This window comes from Nocardiopsis sp. MT53 (assembly GCF_019598965.1).
GTDB lineage: Bacteria > Actinomycetota > Actinomycetes > Streptosporangiales > Streptosporangiaceae > Nocardiopsis > Nocardiopsis changdeensis.
The window spans coordinates 1,781,831-1,798,879 of sequence record NZ_CP080599.1 but is presented as its reverse complement, the minus strand read 5'-3'; the positions used below and the strand labels follow the sequence as shown (position 1 = coordinate 1,798,879).

14 protein-coding genes are annotated in these 17,049 nt (G+C 73.6%); 7 read left to right on the top strand and 7 right to left on the bottom strand.

Features of this window, described 5'->3' with window-relative positions:
• The first annotated feature begins 90 nt into the window (after positions 1–90).
• From K1J57_RS07750 to K1J57_RS07730, 5 genes are all read left to right on the top strand, one after another.
• On the top strand, positions 91–1,101 hold the full coding sequence (locus tag K1J57_RS07750) for an ABC transporter permease (RefSeq protein WP_220563772.1): 1,011 nt from the start codon (positions 91–93) through the stop codon (positions 1,099–1,101).
• A gap of 19 nt (positions 1,102–1,120) precedes the next feature.
• On the top strand, positions 1,121–2,029 hold the full coding sequence (locus K1J57_RS07745; RefSeq protein ID WP_220565401.1) for an ABC transporter permease: 909 nt from the start codon (positions 1,121–1,123) through the stop codon (positions 2,027–2,029).
• Positions 2,026–4,203 (top strand): ABC transporter ATP-binding protein, encoded by a 2,178-nt coding sequence (locus K1J57_RS07740; protein ID WP_220563771.1) that lies wholly within the window; start codon positions 2,026–2,028, stop codon positions 4,201–4,203. Before K1J57_RS07745 ends, K1J57_RS07740 begins: the two co-directional genes overlap by 4 nt.
• Before the next feature lie 276 nt (positions 4,204–4,479).
• Positions 4,480–6,075, top strand: coding sequence for a D-alanyl-D-alanine carboxypeptidase/D-alanyl-D-alanine-endopeptidase (gene dacB, locus K1J57_RS07735; RefSeq protein ID WP_220563770.1), 1,596 nt, complete (start codon positions 4,480–4,482; stop codon positions 6,073–6,075).
• Between the two features lie 217 nt (positions 6,076–6,292).
• Entirely contained in the window at positions 6,293–8,293 is a 2,001-nt protein-coding gene (locus tag K1J57_RS07730; RefSeq protein WP_220565400.1) for an AarF/ABC1/UbiB kinase family protein, read from the top strand.
• Positions 8,294–8,670: 377 nt separating this feature from the next.
• On the opposite strand, the gene K1J57_RS07725 is transcribed toward K1J57_RS07730, so the two are convergent.
• Positions 8,671–9,222, bottom strand: coding sequence for a TIGR03086 family metal-binding protein (locus K1J57_RS07725; RefSeq protein WP_220563769.1), 552 nt, complete (start codon positions 9,220–9,222; stop codon positions 8,671–8,673).
• A gap of 114 nt (positions 9,223–9,336) precedes the next feature.
• Between K1J57_RS07725 and K1J57_RS07720 the strand changes: the two genes are divergently transcribed.
• Positions 9,337–10,158: a helix-turn-helix transcriptional regulator gene (locus K1J57_RS07720; RefSeq protein ID WP_255646898.1), complete on the top strand. Its 822-nt coding sequence runs from the start codon at positions 9,337–9,339 to the stop codon at positions 10,156–10,158.
• On the opposite strand, the gene K1J57_RS07715 is transcribed toward K1J57_RS07720, so the two are convergent.
• Both K1J57_RS07715 and K1J57_RS07710 read right to left on the bottom strand, forming a co-directional pair.
• Entirely contained in the window at positions 10,106–10,693 is a 588-nt protein-coding gene (locus K1J57_RS07715) for a TetR/AcrR family transcriptional regulator (RefSeq protein WP_255646897.1), read from the bottom strand. The two genes, K1J57_RS07720 and K1J57_RS07715, sit on opposite strands and share 53 nt — an antisense overlap.
• The gene (locus K1J57_RS07710) at positions 10,690–11,013 is read right to left on the bottom strand and encodes a multidrug efflux SMR transporter (RefSeq protein WP_220563768.1); all 324 of its coding nucleotides are present in this window, start codon (positions 11,011–11,013) and stop codon (positions 10,690–10,692) included. The genes K1J57_RS07715 and K1J57_RS07710 overlap by 4 nt, the downstream gene beginning before the upstream one ends.
• A gap of 267 nt (positions 11,014–11,280) precedes the next feature.
• Between K1J57_RS07710 and K1J57_RS07705 the strand changes: the two genes are divergently transcribed.
• A complete protein-coding gene (locus K1J57_RS07705; RefSeq protein ID WP_220563767.1) occupies positions 11,281–12,591 on the top strand; it encodes an Ig-like domain-containing protein in 1,311 nt (436 codons plus the stop codon).
• Between the two features lie 154 nt (positions 12,592–12,745).
• Here K1J57_RS07705 and K1J57_RS07700 read toward each other — a convergent pair whose 3' ends face one another.
• The 4 genes from K1J57_RS07700 to K1J57_RS07685 all read right to left on the bottom strand — a co-directional run bounded on the left by K1J57_RS07700 (position 12,746) and on the right by K1J57_RS07685 (position 16,988).
• Positions 12,746–13,393 carry a TetR/AcrR family transcriptional regulator gene (locus tag K1J57_RS07700; protein WP_220563766.1) on the bottom strand — a complete coding sequence of 216 codons (648 nt, stop codon included), beginning with the start codon at positions 13,391–13,393 and terminating at the stop codon, positions 12,746–12,748.
• Between the two features lie 171 nt (positions 13,394–13,564).
• The gene (locus K1J57_RS07695) at positions 13,565–14,347 is read right to left on the bottom strand and encodes a hypothetical protein (protein WP_220563765.1); all 783 of its coding nucleotides are present in this window, start codon (positions 14,345–14,347) and stop codon (positions 13,565–13,567) included.
• 523 nt (positions 14,348–14,870) lie between these two features.
• Positions 14,871–15,983, bottom strand: coding sequence for a hypothetical protein (locus K1J57_RS07690; RefSeq protein ID WP_220563764.1), 1,113 nt, complete (start codon positions 15,981–15,983; stop codon positions 14,871–14,873).
• Between the two features lie 69 nt (positions 15,984–16,052).
• The gene (locus tag K1J57_RS07685; RefSeq protein WP_220563763.1) at positions 16,053–16,988 is read right to left on the bottom strand and encodes a helix-turn-helix domain-containing protein; all 936 of its coding nucleotides are present in this window, start codon (positions 16,986–16,988) and stop codon (positions 16,053–16,055) included.
• Between the last annotated feature and the right edge of the window lie 61 nt (positions 16,989–17,049).

The following is a 17,049-nucleotide window of genomic DNA, read 5'->3' as shown; positions in this document are numbered from 1 at the left end:
GCAGGGGCGGGGCAGGGGCCCTTCCGGCCGGTGCAACCGGCCGGAAGGGCCCCCTTCCCGGGCCGGGAGCGTTCATCGAAGGACCTTCCCATGCTCGTATACACCGCGCGTCGCCTCGCCGTGGCGATCCCAGTGCTCCTGGCGGCGTCGGTCCTGGTCTTCCTCATGGTGGACCTGAGCGGCGACCCGCTCGCGGATCTGCGCATGCAGCAACCTCCCCCCTCGGAACAGGTCATCGCCGACGCGGAGGCCCGCTACTACCTGGACCGGTCGATCCCGGAGCGGTACTGGCTCTGGATGACGGGGATCGGCGGCAACGGGGACATCGGCCTGCTCCAGGGGCAGTTCGGCCCCTCCGTCCGTGGTGTGGCGTTCGACATCGGCACCGAGCTGTCGGCGAGCATCGCCGTCACCCTGCGCCTCGTGACCGCCGCCGTGATCGCGGCCCTGGGCCTGGCCATCCTCTCCGGCGTGGTCAGCGCCATGCGCCAGTACTCCAAGCTCGACTACACCCTCACCTTCATCGGCTTCCTCGCCCTGGCCATGCCGACCTTCTGGCTGGGCGCGCTGATCAAGGAGGGCGGCCTGTGGTTCAACCAGACCACCGGCAGCAGCTTCTTCTTCACCATCGGGGCCAACTCGGCCCGGGTGAGCAACATGACCAACTGGGAGTACTTCCTCGACTCCGCGGGCCACCTCGTACTCCCCACCATCACCCTGATGCTCACCAGCTTCGCGTCGTGGAGCCGCTACCAGCGCACGTCGATGCTGGAGGTGCTCAACAGCGACTACGTCCGGCTGGCCCGGGCCAAGGGTGTGCCCAACCGTGTGGTGGTGCGCCGCCACGCCCTGCGCACCGCGCTCATCCCCCTGGTCACCGTGGCCACCATCGGCATCGTCGGCATCATCGAAGGCGTCGTCATCACCGAGACGATCTTCCAGTGGCGCGGACTCGGCTACTTCTTCATCGAGGCGGTCAAGGCACAGGACGCGTTCGCGGTCATGTCCTGGCTCATGTTGAGCGGCACGCTCGTGGTGGTCGCCAACCTCGTCGCCGACATCCTGTACGGCGTTCTCGACCCGAGGATCCGCTATGAGTGAAATGCAGAGCAGCGTCGCGATGAACGACGGCGGCCCGGGCACGCCGGCGAAGGCGCCGGCCAAGGGCGGGGAACGCACCCAGATCCAGCTCGTCTGGAGGAGGTTCCGGCGGCACCGCGCCGCCATGATCAGCCTGGTGCTCCTGGGGCTGATCGTCGCCTTCGCCTTCCTCGGGCCCCTGGTCTGGCCGTGGGGCTACACCGTGAACCCGGACATCCCCAGCAACGCGGGGCCGAGCCTGGAGCACCCCTTCGGCACCACCAAGCAGGGCACCGACGTGTTCGCGCAGACCATGCGCGGGGCCCAGCAGTCCCTCAAGGTCGCCCTGACCGTCGCGGTCGTCTCCACCGTCGTGGGCGCGACCTGGGGCGCCGTCGCGGGGTACTACCGCGGACGCACCGACGCGATCATGATGAGGATCGCCGACATCTTCCTCATCATCCCGCTCATCGTCGCGGTCGCCTCCATCAACGGCGCGGTCCGCGGCGGCACCACCTGGTACGCGGTGGCGCTCATCATGTGCCTGTTCTCGTGGGCGACCGTCGCCCGCGTGGTCCGCGGCGTGGTGCTCTCCCTGCGCGAGCAGGAGTTCATCGAGGCGGCGCGCGCGGCCGGGGCCCGGGCCTCCCGGATCATCTTCCGCCACCTGCTGCCCAACGCCGCGGGGCCGATCATCGTCGCCGCCACGCTGCTCATCGCGGTCGCGGTGCTGACGGAGGCGGGCCTGTCCTTCATCGGGTTCGGCATCCAGCCGCCCGACATCTCGCTCGGGAAGATGGTGGAGGGCGCGCGCACCGCCGCCTTCACCCGGCCCTGGCTGTTCTACCCGCCCGGCGTGCTGATCGTCCTCATCTGCCTGACGATCAACTTCATCGGTGACGGGCTGCGGGACGCCCTCGACCCACGACAGACGATGGTGCGGCGATGACCACGACGGACAACATCAACGACGGCGCCACCGCGACCGTCGACACGGACATCGTCCTGGACGTTCAGGACCTCAACGTCACCTTCTCCTCCGAGGACGGCCCCCTGCGGGCCGTGCGCGGGGTGTCCTACCGGGTGCGCCGGGGCGAGGCCCTGGGCATCGTCGGCGAGTCCGGCTCGGGCAAGTCGGTGACCTCCATGGCGATCATGGGCCTGCTGCCCAAGACCGCCGAGGTGTCCGGCTCGGCCCGGGTGCTCGGTCAGGAGGTCATCGGCCTCAACGACGCCCAGATCAGCAAGGTGCGCGGCGAGAAGATCGCCATGATCTTCCAGGACCCGCTGACCTCGCTGAACCCGGTGTACACCATCGGGTACCAGATCGCCGAGGCGGTGCTCACCCATCGCAAGGTCACCAAGCAGCAGGCCAGGGAGCGGGCGGTCGAGCTGCTCGACAAGGTGGGCATCCCCCACCCGGAGCGGCGCGTCGACCAGTACCCCCACGAGCTCTCCGGCGGTATGCGCCAGCGCGTCGTCATCGCCATCGCGATGGCCAACGACCCGGACGTGATCATCGCCGACGAGCCCACCACCGCCCTGGACGTGACGGTCCAGGCCCAGGTGCTGGAGGCCCTGGAGGCGGCGCGCAGGGAGACCGGCGCGGCCCTGGTGCTCATCACCCACGACCTCGGCGTGGTCGCCGGGCACGTGGACCGGGTGGCCGTGATGTACGCGGGCCGCCTGGTGGAGACCGGGACCGTCGAGGACGTCTTCTACCGGCCCCGGATGCCCTACGCGCTGGGGCTGCTGGGGTCGCTGCCGCGGATGGACGAGGCGCGCAGCGAGAAGCTCACGCCCATCCTGGGGACGCCGCCCTCACTGCTCGACCTGCCGCGGGGCTGCGGGTTCGCCCCGCGCTGCCCGATGGCCCAGGACATCTGCCACGCGCAGGAGCCGGCCCTGGAGGCGGCCGTGGACGGGGACGACCCCGACCCGTTCCGCCGCCACGCCGCCGCCTGCCACTTCAGCGAGCAGCTGGTGGACGCCCGGCCCGAGGACCTGTTCCGGGCCACCGCCCTGGACGCGGAGGCCCCCGCGGAACTCGTCGAGGCCGAGGGTGCCGAAGCCGGCGGGACCGCCGGACGGGAGGAGCGGTCGGAGGCGGTGTCGTCCGAGGTGCTGCTGTCCGCGGTCGACCTGGTCAAGAACTTCCCGATCCGTTCCAAGGGCATCCTGCGGCGCAGGATCGGCGAGGTCCAGGCGGTCTCGGGGATCTCCCTCGAGCTGCGCGAGCACGAGACCCTCGCGCTCGTCGGCGAGTCCGGCTGCGGCAAGTCCACCACGGCGCGCCTGCTGCTCCAGCTCATCCGGCAGACGTCGGGCGAGGTCACCTACATGGGGCAGCCCCTGCACTCGCTCAGCGAGGCCCAGATGCGGCCGCTGCGGCGCGACCTGCAGCTGGTGTTCCAGGACCCGTTCGCGTCCCTGGACCCCCGCATGACGGTCTCGGACATCATCGCCGAGCCCATGCAGATCCACGGCCGGGGCAAGGGCGCCAAGCAGCGGGTCAGGGAGCTGCTGGAACTGGTCGGGCTCAACCCCGAGCACGGCTCCCGCTACCCGCACGAGTTCTCCGGCGGCCAGCGGCAGCGCATCGGCATCGCCCGCGCGCTGTCGCTCAACCCGAAGGTGCTCATCCTGGACGAGCCCGTGTCGGCGCTGGACGTGTCGATCCAGGCCGGGGTGATCAACCTGCTGGAGGATCTCCAGGACGAGCTGGGCCTGTCGTACCTGTTCGTGTCGCACGACCTGTCGGTGGTCCGGCACATCTCCGACCGGGTGGCCGTGATGTACCTCGGCAAGATCGTGGAGACGGGGACGACGGAGCAGCTGTTCGACGCGCCGGCGCACCCGTACACCCAGGCGCTCATCTCGGCGATCCCGCTGCCGGACCCGGTCAAGGAGCGGACCCGCGAGCGGATCGTGGTCACGGGCGACGTGCCCAGCCCGGCCGACCCGCCCTCGGGGTGCCGGTTCCGGACGCGCTGCCCGAAGTTCGCCAACGAGCTGACCGACGAGCAGCGCAACCTGTGCGTCGAGGAGCCGCCGGGCCTGCTGGACCGGGGCACCGGGCACCGGGACGCCTGCCACTACTCGCAGGTGGTGGAGCTGATCTGATCCCGCGCCACCGTTCCCGGGGCTGTTCGGGCCGGGAACGGCGGAGGCGGGGTCCACGGCGGTGCCAGGGGGCGACCCCGGCACCGCCGTGCCGCGTTCGGATAGGTATTCCTCTTCTGTCCACATGTGGACCGCTCTGATGGGTAATCGAGAGCATTGTCCGCTCCGGCCTGCGGCGGGACGGAAAAGGGGGTTGTGCTCCCGGCGTGTGCGCGTGGCGACCCGCGGTGAGACTCGGCTAGGTTCGTGGTCTTCCGTCCGAGCCTTTGGAGATCCATGAGAGCCCCGACCCCCCTGGCCGGCCCCCGCCCCCGGTGGGCCGCAGCCGCGGCGGCCGCCCTGCTGCCGCTCGGCCTCCTCGCCGCCCCCGCACACGCCGAGCCGGTCGCGGAGACCGCGGCCGACCTGCGCGCCGACCTCGACGAGATCCTGGCGGACCCCTCCGTCGCCGACGCCGGAGTGGTCGTCCTCGACCCGGCGACGGGCGAGGAGCTGTACTCCCGCGACGCGGACACGCCCTACGTGCCCGCCTCCAACATGAAGCTGTTCACGGCCGCCGCAGCCCTGGAGGTCCTGGGGCCGGACCGCACCTTCGACACCGAGGTCGTCGTCCCCGCCGGGTACGGCCGGCCGCGCGCGGTCGAGGACGTGTACCTGGTCGGCGGCGGCGACCCCACCCTGTCGGCCGCCGACATCGACGCGCTGGCCGCCGACGTGGCCGCCTCCGGGGTCAGGGTCGTCAAGGGGGACGTGGTCGCCGACGACACCTGGTTCGACGACGAGCGCCTGGTGGACGACTGGTGGCCCGAGGACGAGCCCTACGCCTACTCGGCGCAGATCTCCGCGCTCACCGTCGCCCATGGAGACCGGTTCGACACCGGCGTCACCGAGGTCACCGTCACCGCCGCCGCCCAGGGCGAGGCGCCCGCGGTGGACCTGGGCGCCGCCGAGGGCTACATGGAGCTGGACAACCGGGCCGTGACCGGCGCGCCCGGCAGCGGCAACACCCTGGCCGTGGACCGGCCGGTGGGCACCAACACCATCGTGGTGACCGGGTCGATCCCGCAGGGCGGCACCCCGGTCGCCGTGCTGCGCACGGTGGACGAGCCCGCCGGGCTGGCCGGGCACCTGTTCGAGCAGGCACTGGAGGAACACGGCGTCAGGGTGCGCGGCGGGGTCGGGCAGGGCGAGGTCCCCGCGGACCTGGACACGCGCGTGGTCGCCGACCACACCTCCGCTGAGCTGTCCGAGATCCTGGTGCCGTTCATGAAGTTCAGCAACAACGGCCACGCCGAGATGCTGATCAAGGCCATCGGCCGCGAGACCGCGGGCGAGGGCACGTGGGCGGCCGGCCGGGCCGGTGTCGCCGAGGCCGTGGCCGGTCTGGGCGTGGACACCGAGGGCGTCGTGTTCCACGACGGCTCCGGGCTCTCGCGTACCGACCGGCTGACCGCGTCCGCGGTCACGGAGCTGCTGGCCGCCGCGCGCGGGGCCGACTGGTACCCGGTATGGGAGGCGTCGCTGCCGGTCGCCGGGATCGCCGACCCCTTCGTCGGGGGCACGCTGCGCAATCGCATGGCGGGCACCGCGGCCCAGGGCGTGGTGAGCGCCAAGACCGGCACCATGAGCGGGGTCAGCGGCCTGTCCGGGTACGTGCCCGGCGCCGACGGCGGCGACGGCCTGGTCTTCTCCATCCTCAACAACGGGCACACCGGGCCGGCGCCCGTCGTCGTGCAGGACGCGATCGCGGTCCGGCTGGCCGAGCACCTGGGCCACGGGTCGGCGCTGCGGACGCAGGGCGCCCGGGTCCCGGAGGGCGCGCCGGGCGCGGAGACCGGTGAGCTGGAGTGCTCCTGGGAGCTGACCTGCTGATCCGCCACCGATAGCGGGACGGGCCGGGGTTCGTGGGGAGCCCCGGCCCGTCGCGTGCCCGGCGTTGTCCACAGGCCCGGGACCGCCGGTGTCGCCGGAGCCCCGGACCTGGCACCCTGAGATCGGGAAAGGGCCGGAGGAGCCGTGACGGGCCTTCGCGCCGCAGCCCTCCCACCGACCGCCGCCGGAAAGCGAGCCCCCGTCCGTGAACCTCGCCATGGTCTACGTGGGGGAGGGGATCCTCCAGATCTTCTCCCTGATCTTCTTCGTCCTGCTGCTCCTCGGAGTGGGCCTGCTGGCCAGCAGGATGATGGGGGTGCCCTTCAGCCTGCCCCGGCTGCTGCTGGCCGGTCTGGTCGGCCTGATCCTGGGGTCGGCCGCGGGGGCGCTGCTGTACTACGGCTCCCTGGAGCGGCTGTCGGCGGAGGCGCCCATCGTCTCGCCCGGCCCGGAGTACGTCATGGTCACCATGGCCATGTCCGCCGTCGTGGCGATGCTCGCCTTCGTGGGGCTGGAGCTCGCCATCCCGCGCGGCACCCGGCCGCGCCCGCTGCAGACGGTCCTGGCGGTGGCCCACTGGTTCGGGCGGGTGCGCCGCTACCGGCAGATCACGTGGATCCTGGCCCGGCGCGGGCTGTGGGGCTACGTCACCGGCCGCCGCGAGGACGGCGAGGACACCTCCACCCAGCGGCGGCTGGCCCGGTCGCTGGCCCGCTCCATGGAGGAGGCCGGGGTGGTGTTCGTCAAGCTCGGGCAGGTGCTGGCCACCCGGCGCGACCTGCTGCCACCGGTGTTCGTCGAGGAGCTGGGGCGGCTGCACAGCGAGGTCGCCCCCATACCGGCGGAGCGGATCCGGGAGGTGGTCGAGCGCGGGCTGGGCCGCCCCGTGGACGAGGTGTTCGCCGAGTTCTCCGCCGAGCCGCTGGCCGCGGCGTCCATCGCCCAGGCGCACACCGCGCGGCTCGTCGACGGCGAGGAGGTGGTGGTCAAGGTGCAGCGGCCGGGGATCGCCCCGGTGGTCCAGCGCGACCTCGACATCATCCGGCGGCTGGCCGCCCGCTTCGACGAGTACACCGACTGGGGGCCGGCCATCGGGGTGGTGGACCTGGCGGAGGGGTTCGCCGAGGCGCTGCTGGAAGAGCTGGACTTCGAGGTCGAGGCGACCAACATCGCCGCCGTCGCCGAGGCCGCGCCGGACTCGCGGGTCCGCATCCCACGGGTGTACGACGACTACACCGGCACGCGGATCCTGGTGATGGAGCGGCTGCACGGCGTCTCTGTGGGCGCCGTCGACCCCGCCGACGTCGACGGGGAGGGGATCGCCCGCGCCCTGCTGGACTGCCTGCTGGAGCAGGTGATGATCAGCGGCATCTTCCACGCCGACCCGCACCCCGGCAACATCCTGCTGCTCGACGACGGCGGGGTGGGGCTGCTCGACTACGGGTCGGTGGGCCGGCTGGACGGCCAGACCCGGGAGGCGCTGCGGCTCATGCTGGTGGCGCTGGACCGGCGCGACGCCGTGCTGCTCACCGACACCCTGCTGGACGTGGTCACCGACCCGGACGGGGTGGACGGGGAGCGGCTGCGCCGGGCGCTGGGGCAGTTCATGGCCCGCCACCTGCAGGGCGGGATGACGGCGAGCATGCGGATGTTCACCGAGCTGCTGCTCATCGTCACCCGGTTCGGGCTCACCCTCCCGGCGGAGCTGGCCGCGGTGTTCCGCGCCCTGGCCACCCTGGAGGGCACCCTGGTGCACCTGTCGCCGGGGTTCGACACGGTCGCCGAGGCCAAGCGCTTCGCCGGGGAGCGCATGTCGGAGCAGCTGCGCGGGGAGGCGCTGCGCGATCTGGCGGTGGACGAGATCGTCGCGCTGCTGCCCACGCTGCGGCGGCTGCCGCGCAGGCTGGACCGGATCACCGACCAGCTGCACAAGGGCCGGTTCACGATCCAGGTGCGGCCCTTCGCCCACCCTGAGGACCGGCGGCTGCTGAGCGGGCTCGCCCGCCAGGCGGTCCTCACCGTCCTGGCCGTGGCCACGGGCATGATGTCGGTGGGGCTGTTCAACGTCACCGACGGCCCCCACGTGGAGTGGGCGGACATGACCGTCCGCGCCCAGCTGCTCAACGGCGCGGCCTGGCTGCTCCTGGCCGTCGCCGCCCTCCTCGTGCTGCGCCTCCTGGTCGGCGTCGCCCGCGACGCCGCCCGCCACCGGCCATGACCGCCCCGCCGGGGCCGGACGCACCGTCCGGCCCCGGCGGGGCGCCGACCGGGTGCGGAGAGCACCCGCGCCGGAGGCGGTGACCGATGGCTTCGTGGGGTGCCCGTTCGGGACGGGTGCCACCCGGCGGGGCGCCGTCGTCGGGCCCGGGGAGTGTCCGTGCCGGGGGTGGTGACCGGTGGCTTCGTGGGGTGCCCGTTCGGGGCGGGTGTCACTCGGCGGGGCGCCGTCGCGGGGCCCGGGGAGTGTCCGTGCCGGAGGCGATGCCCGGTGCCGATCGCGGCGGCTCCAGGGGGTCCGCCCGCGGCGGGACCGTCCTACGAACGGCCGGTGCCCCCGGGTGCCGGACACGGCCGACCGGGGGCACCGCCGCGGGGCTACCAGGAGCGGCGGCCGAGGTGGGCGAGGAGGCGGGTCTGCTCGTCGGCGTCGGCCGGAGGGGTGAGCTCGGTGCCGCAGACGCCCTCGGAGCGCAGGGAGTCGCCGAAGAACTCGGTCGCCCGGCGGGCCCAGCGCACGTCGTCGGGGTCGATGGCCTCGTCCAGGCCGGTGGCGCGGGCCAGGTCCCAGCGGTGCACGATCAGGTCGAAGCCGAGGAACCGGTCCACGGCCTGGGCGAACGTCGTGCGGCCGAAGAACCCGTCGAACTCTGCCCCCGCCCGCTCGGGGTCGGTCAGGTCGGCCAGGACGACGGCGCGGGCGGCGTCCCAGGCGGCGGCCGGGTCGTCGGCCGCCTTGGGGATGTCCCCCAGCTCGCGGCCGACCAGGCCCAGGAACATGCCCTGGGTGTCCACGACGTGCCCCACCACGTCCCGGGCCGTCCAGCCCTCGCAGGGGGAGGGCGACGCCCAGCGCTCCTCGGGGACCTGCGCCACCAGGTCGGCGAAGGCGTCGGACAGGCGGCTGTAGCGTGCGGCGATCTCGTTCACGGCGTGCTCCTTCTCGCGTTCGCCTCCGAGCATGGCGCACCGGTCCCACCCCGGTCTTGAAGGAACGCGACACCGCGCCCGGGGAGTGTCCGCGCCCCGGGGCACACTGGTGGCATGGACGTGCGACCCGTGGCAGAGGACGCGCGCGGCATCATCGACCCGGACCGCGGGCTCACCCGGTTCCGGCTGGACCGCGCCGCCCCCGAGCCCGGGCTGGCCCGCTTCGTGGACCGCCACTGGACCGCGTCGTGGGAGCTGCGGGAGCCGTACACCCAGCGGGTGCTGGCCCACCCGGTGGTGAACCTCGTGTTCACCGCGGGCACCGCGGTCGTGCACGGGCCCACCACGCGGATCGGCCGGCGGTACCTCGTCGGCCGCGGCTGGGCGCTGGGCGTGATGTTCCGGCCCGCGGGCTTCCGCCCCTTCGCCGACCGGCCCCTGAGCGACCTGGTCGACCTCTCCCTGCCGGCGGGGGAGGTCCTGCCCGGGGCCGCGGAGCTGGAGCGGGAGGCCCGCCGCCTCGATCCCGCCGACCCCGCCTCGGCGGTCCCGCTGACGGCCCTGGTGGAGGAGTTCCTGGCCGGCCTGGCACCCGCCGGGCGGCACCCGGCCGAGGACACCCGCGACATCGCCGAACGGGTGGCCGCCGACCCGGCGGTCACCTCGGTCGCGGAGCTGGCCGAGCGCGAGGGCCTGGGCGTGCGGCGGCTGCAGCGCCGGTTCTCCGACCACCTGGGCCTGTCGCCCAAGACGGTGATCCGCCGGTACCGCTTCTACGAGGCGGCCGAGCGCGCCCGGCTGGGGGAGCGGCCCGACTGGGGGCGGCTGGCCGCGGACCTGGGGTTCAGCGACCAGTCCCACCTGACCCGGGAGTTCACCTCGGTCATCGGGGTCCCGCCGGGCCGCTACTCCGAGGCGACACGAGCCGCACGATGATCCGGTGCACCTCCTCGACCCCGGGCGGCGGGTCCTCCAGGCAGCCGCGCAGGAACAGCCCGTCGACGGCGGCGGCCGCGGCCGCCCGGTCGACCGGGTCGTCCAGGTAGGGGGCGAGGAACGCGTCCACGGCCCGGCTCCAGCGCTCGGCCTCCGAACGCAGCACGGGGCGGCGCGCCGCCATCAGGAACAGCTCGAACTCGGCCCGCAGGTGCTCGCGGTCCGGTGCGGCGACGAGTTCGGCCAGCCCGCGCGGGGCCGTCCGCGGATCCCGCGCCAGCTCCTCCAGCGCGGCGACGTAGGAGTCGTTGACCCGGGTGAGGGCCGCCAGCAGCAGGTCGTCGACCGAGGCGTAGTGGTACATGACGGCACTGGGCGGTACGCCCGCCTCCGCCGCCACCCGCCGCTGGCTGACCGCGGCCACGCCCTCGCGCCCGACGACCCTCAGCACGGCGTCGACGAGCAGACGCCTGCGCCGCTCGCCCTTGAGCCGGCGCCCGTCGGTGGGCGGGGCCGAGCCCGCGCCCCCGCTCAATGGCGGCCGCCCATCTCCAGGGCCATCACCCCGCCGATGATGAGCGCGATTCCGCCGATCTGGACCCAGGTGAGCGACTCGGAGAAGAGCACCACCCCGATGACCGCCACCAGGGCGATCCCCACCGCGGCCCAGACCCCGTAGGCGACGCCCAGGTCCATGCCCCGGCTGAGCGCCCGGCTCAGCATGTAGAAGGCCCCGACGTAGCCGACCACGACCACGATCGAGGGGACAAGGCGGGTGAAGCCCTCGGAGAGCTTGAGGGACGTGGTCGCGATCACCTCCGAGACGATCGCTCCGGCCAACCACAGCCACGGCATCGGGCCTCCTGAAAACCTGAGCAAGTGCTCAGGATTCTAGACGGCGGGCCCCCGCGTGTACAGGGTGGTTTACGGGTGGCCCTAATCTCGTATCGGACGGCTTCGGTGCGGTACCCCCAGGGTGTATCGTCGTCGGTTCCGACCCCTCATCCCCCTGTCGGATAACCGTCCCGTACCGATGTGTGGGATTTCAGAACCTTTTCCGCACATGCGCGTCTTAGGTGGCGTAGACACATGGCGTTCGAGGTGAAACATGGAGGTCCAGACGTGACGGGCAGGACCCACCCGTCGGCGTTCAGCCGATTCGGCATCGGTCTGGCGGTGCTCGCGCTCGCGGCGACCGCCTGTACTTCCGGTGGCGCCGAGACGCAGAGCAACAGCACCGACCCGGCCGCCGGCGCGGAGCCCGCGGCCCTCGCCATCGCCCCCGAGGACGGTGCCGAGACGGTCGCGCCCAACACCCCCATCACGGTGACCGCCGAGAACGGCACGATCTCCGAGGTCAAGGTCGACCAGGTGGTGCCGGACGAGGCCACCGCCGAGGGCGGGGAGGAGGAAGACCCCTCCCTGTACGAGATGACCGGCACCCTCAACGGTGACGGCACCGAGTGGATCAGCGACTGGAACCTGCGCCCGGGCGCCACGGTCACGGTCACGGCCACCGCCGAGAACGAGGCCGGCGAGAGCACCGAGCTGGTCCAGGAGTTCACCACCGAGGCGGCCGTCCCCGGGCAGCGCCTGGAGCTGGACCCCTACGGCACCTATCCGGCGAACGGCCAGACCGTGGGCGTCGGCATGCCGATCGTCCTGGCCTTCGACCTGCCGGTCACCAACAAGGCCCAGGTCGAGAACTCCATCAGCATCACCTCCGAGCAGGGTGTCGCCGGGTCGTGGCGCTGGCTCGACGACAAGCGGGTCGCCTTCCGCCCCGAGGAGCACTGGGACCCGTACCAGCAGGTCTCCGTCGAGGCGCACCTGGCCGGGGTCGAGGCCTCCGAGGGCGTCTACGGCGTCCGCAACACCAAGATCGACTTCGAGATCGGCCGCGAGCTGATCGTCACCATGAACGTGCCCGACCACGAGGCCGTCGTGACGGTCGACGGCGAGCACGAGCGCACCATCCCGGTGAGCAACGGCAAGGCCAGCCGCAACTTCGACACCACCAGCAGCGGCATCCACGTGCTCATGGAGCGCTACGAGCACCTGACCATGGACTCCAGCACCGTGGGCATCCCCGAGGGCAGCCCGGGCTCCTACAAGGTCGACGTCCAGTACGCGGTGCGGACCTCCACCAGCGGCGAGTTCTTCCACGAGGCGTCCTACAACGGCAACATCGGCAGCGCGAACACCTCCAACGGGTGCACGAACATGCGGATGGACGACGCCAGGTGGTTCTTCGACAACACCCTCATGGGCGACGTCGTGGAGACCACCGGGACCGAGCGCATCAAGGAGTGGAACAACGGCTGGGGCTTCTGGCAGCTGAGCTGGGAGGAGTGGCAGTCCGAGAGCGTCACCGGCGAGCCGTACGTCACCGACGGCTCCATCCCGCCGGGCTCCGTCCACGGCGAGCAGTAGGCTCCGCGGACTCCACCGCTTCGAACGCCCGGGGGCGCCGGGGACCGCACGGTCCCCGGCGCCCCCGGGCGTTGTGCGGGAACGGCCCGTTCCGGACATCCGGAACGGGCCGTTCTCCGTCACCGCCCCGGGGTCACTCCCACCCCGGGCCGGATCACTCGCCCCGGGCCAGCCGGGCCACGAGGGCGTCGATGACCGTCTCCGTCACCAGGGCCATGTCGACCGCCTCGGGGTCCAGCAGCCACTGCACCTGGAGGCCGTCCATGACGGCGATGACGGCGGCCGCCGCGGCCCCGGCCGGCGAGTGCCCCCCGGGACCCGGGGCGCCAGCGGGGCCGCGCTGCTCGGGGCCCAGCCGGTCCAGGATCGCGCCCTCGATGTCCCGGCGCAGCACCGTGTAGCGCTCCCGGAACCAGCCCTGGGCCGGATGGTCCTCGGTGGCGCTCTCGGCCGACAGCACCGCGTACAGCTGGGTGGTGCCGGGGCGCTCGGAGTTGCGCTCGGCCGTGGTCACCAGGTGGTCCAGCATCGGGCTGCCCCCGGGTGCCGGCTCGGTGTCGTCGCGCAGCTCCAGCACCGCCGTGAGCAGGCCCGTCTTGGAGCCGAAATGGTGCAGGACCCCGGCCGGGGTGATGTCCAGCATCGTCGCGATGTCGGCCAGCGAGGTGTTGTGGAACCCCTGGGTGGCGAACACGTCGGCGGCCGCGCGCAGGATCTGCTCGCGCCGGTTGACCCGCCGCCGCGGCGGCGGTGGCCCGCCGTCGGGTCTGCTCTCGTCGGGTTCGGGGGGTGTCTCGCTCATGGCTGTTCTCCACTTCTCGTACCCGTGCCGGGCGGCCGCGGCCGGGGGGCGGGGCGTGCCGTCAACGTTAGCGACAACCCCCGGGCCCCTTCGGCCCGCCGAATACCGCGCGGACGGCCCTCCCGCACGCCGGACACGGGGCTCCGTCCGCCGCGCGGCCCCGGGCCCGCGTCATCCCCGCGCAGTGCGAGGGATCGCGAGCGAGGCCGCCATCAGGGCCGCCGCCGGTTGCAGGAGCAGGACCAGCGGGATCTCGGCGGCCGTGGCCACCAGGAGCCCGAGGACCGCGTCGTCGGCGAGGACCGGCGCGAGCGTGGTCGGCAGGGCGTTGAGGGGAAACGCCGCCAGGGAGAGCAGCAGCACCAGGAGGGAGCGGATCCGCCGCCCCTTCGCCATCCTCCAGGCGTCCCGGATCCCCACGCCCAGGGGGAGACCGTGCAGCACGGCGGTCGGCAGCGACAGGTACACGGCCGCCAGGACGGGCAGGCAGAGCAGGACCAGGACCGCGGAGACCGCGCTCCCCGGCAGCGAGAAGCCGGTCAGCAGGGCGGGCGCGGCGGCCGCGAGGAGCAGCACGGCCGGTACGGCGCCGCACAGCAGCACCCACGCGATCAGGGCGGGGAGGCGCCGGAGCACACCGAGCAGGGCTCCGCCGAACCCGACCGGCCGGCCCACCCGGTGGCCGAAGCCGAGCAGGGCGGTCAGTGCCAGGAAGACCGGGAACCCGGCCGTCTGGCACAGCGCCGCGGCCAGGTTGAGGCCGTCCAGGGGCCCCACCGCTCCGGGGTCCGGGGGGTGGAGCTCCTCGCCGATGAGCACAGCGCTCAGCAGGAGCCACCAGGGCAGGAAGAACAGGGCCGCGGCCGCTACCAGGGGCCCGCCGCCCCTCCGGAGGCCTTCGCGGACCAGGGCCGATGTGCGCGGCGGCGCGGGGGAGCGGTCCTCCTGAGGCATGAGAGATGGGAGAGACGGGGGAGGCGGAGGAGACGGCAGGGACACGGGTGCTCCGGGGGATGGGGAGGGCGAACAGGGTGATGACGCCGACGGTCGTCCCCCGGTTGTCCCGTGGGGAGGTCCGGGGAGTGCCCGTACGGGGCTGTTCTCGCCGGTGGGAGGTGGGGTGCCGTCTGTGCGGTGCCGACCCCTGCTCCCGGTTCGCTCCCGGCGCACCCCGGCACAAGGCGCGGGGCGCCGTCCGTGCGGTGCCGTTCGTGGTTGCGCATTGCTCCCGGCGCGCCCCGGTACGGGACACGGGGTGCCGACGGTTGTTCCCTGGTTGTCCCGCGGGGAGGTTCGGGGGTGCTCGCACCGGATCGTTCTTGCCGGTGAGAGGCGGGGCGCCGTCCGTGCGGTGCCGTTCGTGATTGCGCGGCGTTCCCGGCGCACCTGGCACGGGGCGCTGCCCGTGCGGTGCCGACCCCTGCTCCCGGTTCGCTCCCGGGGCGTTCCCGCCGGGGGCACCGGCTGGGCGGCGGGGTCAGGCGTGGGGTGTGCAGTCCGGGGGTGTGCAGGAGGGGGCGTCCGCGCCGGTGGCCGGGGCGGGGGTGCTCCGGCCGGTGACGGCGTCGGCGGGGGGCAGGGGATCGGGGTCCGTGTCACCGGGCCCGCCCTCGGGCGCGCCGCCCGAGCCGGTGTCCGGGCAGCCCGTCTCCGCGCAGGTGAGCAGGACCAGCCGCATCGACTCGGGCCCGGTGGCGGTCACGTCCAGTGCCTGCGGGGCGCCGTCCTCGCAGGACTCCGTCACCGGGCACACCCGCAGGTACAGGGTGGGCGCTCCCTCGGCCGGGCCGCTCCGCCAGAAGGCGTCCACCTGGTGGTCGCCGATCCGGGCGTCCGCCCGGGAGCCCTCGTCGGGGACCGCCAGGTCCACCGAGAAACGGCGCTCGACCCCGTCGGACGCCTCGATGTGCACGGTCTCCGGGCCGTCCGGGGCCTGTGCGCCCGGGCCCGCGGCTCCCCACGCGGCACCGGACACCACGACCGTTCCCAGCAGCAGCGCCACCGGGACGGGTGCGGCGATCGACGGCCGGTCCGCCGTGCGCCCGGGGTCCGGGATCGCGGAGCGCAGCCCGCCGAGCAGCGCGCGCAGCCCGCGCGGGGTCAGGGTGGAGGGCAGAACCCGGTGCAGCGGTCGGCCGGTCACCACGGAGACCGGGACCGCCAGCAGCAGGGCGGGTAGCAGCGGGAGCAGCACGGCGGCCGCCGCGACCAGGTGCCACGGCGCCGGGTCCAGGAACAGGAGGGCCGCGGCCGGTGCCGCGAGGAGCACCGCCCACAGCAGGACGGCCGGGGCGGCGCGCACCGCGCGGCGGCGGACCCCGGCCGGGTCCGCGCGGCGGCCCAGCACGGCGGCCGCGCCCACCAGCAGCACGGCGGCCACCGAGACCGGGGCGCCCGCCACCAGGGCGACCAGCGCGAGGACGGGCAGGACCGGCGACACCGGGGTTCCCGTCGCCGCCTCCGCCGACAGGGCGGCGCAGGCCGCGGCGGCGGACAGTCCGGCGGGCAGCAGCGGCGGCACCGCGGCGCGCGCGAGGTCGCCGAGCACGGCCGACGGCCGCAGACGACCGTTCCCGGTGCGACCGTCCATGGCGTTCCCCTCACTCGTGACCCGAAGGCAGATTACACATGCTCTCCGTGATCACGACAGCGCCCGAGGTCACACGGTCCCGGCCGAACGGCGTACCACCTCCGGCGCCGGGACCTCCACCACGTCCCCCGGGCCGCACGGGGCCCGGCCCGGCCGGAGGACGGGCGTCCCGTCGGGGCTCGGCGGGGCCTGTCCGGCCAGCCGCAGCAGCGCCCGCTCGGTGTCCGACCCCGGCTCGGGGCAGTACAGCATCACCCGCTGGTCCCCGTCCGGCACGTGGAGCACCTGGCACTCGAACTCCAGCAGCCCCACCGCCGGATGGTCCATCCGCTTGGTGAACCCGCGCCGCTGGCGCACCACCTGCGACTCCCACATCTCCCGGAACCGGGGCGAGGCCCCCAGCAGCGAGGTGACCAGCCGGGTGATGCCGGGGTCCCCCGGGTACCGGGCGTAGGCGGTGCGCAGGTCCGCCACCGAGTAGCGGGCGAAGCAGTCGGTGTTCTCGTCGTCCCAGTGCGGGTCCGGCTCGGGTCGGGCGAACATCCACTCGATGATGTTGCGCCGCTCCCGCGGCAGCGCCCCCATGTCGCCGATGAAGTGGACGGCCACCGCGTTCCAGGCCAGCACCTCGTACCCGGCGTCCAGCACGTAGGCGGGCGTGGTCGGCAGCCCGTCGATGAGGTACCGCACGGCGGTGGACACCTCGCGGTTCGGGGTCCGGGCGGCAGGGGCCTCCGCGTCGGCCAGGCGGAACAGGTAGGTGCGCTCGTCGGTGTCCAGCATCAGGGCGCGGGACAGGGCGGACAGCACCTGTCGGGACGGGTGCGGGCCCCGGGCCTGCTCCAACCGCACGTAGTACTCCACCGAGATGCCGGCCAGCTGGGCGACCTCCTGCCGGCGCAGCCCCGCCACCCGGCGCCGCCCGGTGTCGGGCAGCCCCGCGTCGGCGGGGGTCAGCCCGGCGCGGCGGGCGCGCAGGAAGGCCGCCAGTCCGGTGCGGTCCATGGCGTCTCCTCTCCCTCGCGTCCAGCCTGCCCGATCCCGGACCGGATGACAGTGGTACCGC